At 75.1% G+C, this 2731-nt stretch carries 2 protein-coding genes; both read left to right on the top strand.

Annotation, left to right across the window (positions count from 1 at the left end; genetic code table 11):
• The first annotated feature begins 168 nt into the window (after positions 1-168).
• The gene (sigJ, locus tag AOK09_RS33940; protein WP_055591065.1) at positions 169-1113 is read left to right on the top strand and encodes an RNA polymerase sigma factor SigJ; all 945 of its coding nucleotides are present in this window, start codon (positions 169-171) and stop codon (positions 1111-1113) included.
• A 92-nt stretch (positions 1114-1205) separates the two neighbouring features.
• Positions 1206-2402 carry an NAD(P)/FAD-dependent oxidoreductase gene (locus AOK09_RS33945; protein WP_055591066.1) on the top strand — a complete coding sequence of 399 codons (1197 nt, stop codon included), beginning with the start codon at positions 1206-1208 and terminating at the stop codon, positions 2400-2402.
• Positions 2403-2731: the final 329 nt, after the last annotated feature.

A 2731-nucleotide genomic window follows, 5' to 3' on the forward strand; every position in this document is an offset into this window, starting at 1 on the left:
ACACCTCAACACCGGGACACCTCAACACCGGGACACCCCAGCACCCGGACACCCCGGCGCCCGTCCGCACCGCCGGCCGGCCCGGGCGTGCCGGGTAGGCAGTGACGTCTCCCGCGCGGGGGGACCGGCGCGTATCCCCGGGCAGGTGGCCCGCCTAGGATCGGGGTCATGGGCCTGAGGATGAGTGACGTGGACCGGTTCGAGGCCTTCAGGCCGCGTCTTGAGGCTATCGCCTACCGGTTGCTCGGCTCCGCGAGCGAGGCCGAGGACGCGGCGCAGGAGACGTTCCTGCGCTGGCAGGCCGCCGACGTGGAGCACATCGAGGTCCCCGAGGCCTGGCTGACGAAGGTTCTCACCCGTGTGTGCCTGAACCAGCTCGCCTCGGCCCGCGTGCGCCGTGAGACCTATGTGGGCCGCTGGCTGCCCGAGCCGTTGCTGGCCGGGGATCCGATGCTGGGGCCGGCCGACACCGCCGAGCAGCGCGAGTCGGTCTCGTACGCGGTCCTCACGCTGATGGAGCGTCTGTCCCCGAGCGAGCGGGCGGTGTACGTGCTGCGGGAGGCCTTCGACTACCCGCACCGGGAGATCGCCGAGATCCTCGACATCACCGAGGCCGCCAGCCAGCAGATCCTCCACCGCGCCAGGAAGCACCTGGCGGACGGCAGGGTCCGCGCCGAGATCGACCAGGGGGCCGCCCGGCGGATCGTGGAGGAGTTCCTCGCGGCGGCCACGAGCGGCCGGACCGAGCCGCTGGTGCGGCTGCTCACCGCGGACGCCGTCTCCGTCGGCGACGGCGGCGGGAAGGTCCCGGCCCGCGCCAAGGCGTTCGAGGGTGCGCTGGCGGTGGCGACGTTCATGCGGGGGCTGTTCAGGCCCAGCAAGGCCAAGCGTGCCCTGGCCGGCGGCTCGCCCGAGATCCACGCCGCGACCGTCAACGGTGCCTGGGGCATCGTGGCGGTCGTCGACGGCCGGGTCGTGGGTGTCATGTGCCCGGAGATCACCGGCGAGGGCATCGCCGCGTTCCGCAACCAGGTCAACCCCGACAAGCTCCAGCGGGCGACCCGGCGGTGGGCGGCCACCGACCACGGAGAGCCGCTGCTCAGCGCTTTCTGACCGCATGTGAGGTGCTTCACATCCGGTTCCTGTCAGGAAACGGCGGGGTGCCCGGTTCAAGGGGCGAACCCGCGCAAGACAGGAGAGTGGACATGCAGCACCGCATCGTCGTCCTCGGAGCCGGATACACCGGAGCCATCGCCGCCGGGCGCCTGGCCAGGCGGCTGCACCGCGAGGACGTGGCCATCACCCTGGTCAACGCCGAGCCCGACTTCGTCGAGCGGGTGCGGATGCACCAGCTCGCGGCCGGCCAGGACCTTCGGCCCCGGCCCTTGGCCGAGGTGTTCGCCGGCAGCGGCGTCGCCCTGAAGATCGCCCGGGTCACCGGCGTCGACGTCGACCGAAGGACGGTCCGTGTCACCGCCGCGCACGGCACCGAGGAGCTGGCGTACGACAGCCTGGTGTACGCGCTCGGCAGCGGCTGGAACGACCAGGGCGTCCCGGGCACCGCCGAGCACGCCCACGAGATCGCCGGCCGCCCCGGCGCGCTGCGGCTGCGCGAACGGCTGGCCCGGCTGGACGCCGGACAGCCCGTGGTCGTGGTCGGCGGCGGCCTCACCGGTCTGGAGGCCGCCGCCGAGATCGCCGAGGCCCGCCCGGACCTGGAGGTCGCCCTGGCGGCCCGCGGCGCCCTGGGGGAGTGGCTCTCGCCCCGGGGCCGCCGGCACCTGCGGAAGGTCTTCGACACCCTCGGTGTCGCCGTCCATGAGCACACCGCCGTCAGCAGGGTCGAGGCCGACCGGGTCGCCACCGCCGACGGCGGGGTCATCGAGGCCGCGGTCACCGTGTGGACCACCGGCTTCGCGGTCCATCCCCTCGCGGCGGCCACCGCCCTTGAGGTCACCGGCACGGGCCGGATCGTGGTCGACCGGACCATGCGTTCGCTCTCGCACCCCGAGGTGTACGCGATCGGCGACGCGGCCATGGTCCAGGGCCCCGGCGACAAGCCGCTGCGGATGTCGTGCGCCTCGGGAGTGCCCACCGCGTGGCAGGCCGCCGACGCCCTCGCGGCGCGCCTGACCGGCGGGAAGCTCCCGAAGGTGCCGCTTCGCTACGTCAACCAGTGCATCTCGCTGGGCCGCAGGCAAGGCCTGATCCAGTACGTCACCGCCGACGACCGCGCCGTGCGGGCGGTCCTGACCGGGCGGATCGCCGCCCGCTACAAGGAACTGGTCTGCCAGGGCGCGGCCTGGAGCATTGCCCACCCCACCCTCGGGATGCCGGCCCGGCGCCGCCGCGTGCTGCGGGAGCAGGCCCGCGGCGGCGCGGCCGTCACGGCACCGGCCTGACGCACACGGCGCCGGGGGCGCCCACGCCGCGCGGGCGGCCCGCACGAGACGGGCGGATGGCGCGGCCGGGCGGGCAGGCCCGGGCGCGTCACCGGCCGAAACGACGCCCCCCGGGGAGCGCGACGCCGCCGAGAGGGCAGCGCGACGCCTGCCGCCGGCGCGGCACGCGTCACGTGCGGCGACGCCGCCGGCGTCGCGCCCGAGGGGCCCCGCGAACCCCGAGGGACCGCAGGGGTGGGCCCTGCGGACGGCCGGGGGGCCCGGTCCCGGTGCAGGCCGTCAGCTGCCGGCTGGACGCCCACGCGCAGACCGTGCGGTCGTCGAACGGG

Source organism: Peterkaempfera griseoplana (assembly GCF_001418575.1).
Taxonomy (GTDB): Bacteria; Actinomycetota; Actinomycetes; order Streptomycetales; family Streptomycetaceae; genus Peterkaempfera; species Peterkaempfera griseoplana.

Coding starts and splice junctions, on each gene's coding strand:
- sigJ (WP_055591065.1), top strand. CDS start 169: ATGGGCCTGAGGATGAGTGACGTGGACCGGTTCGAGGCCTTCAGGCCG.
- AOK09_RS33945 (WP_055591066.1), top strand. CDS start 1,206: ATGCAGCACCGCATCGTCGTCCTCGGAGCCGGATACACCGGAGCCATC.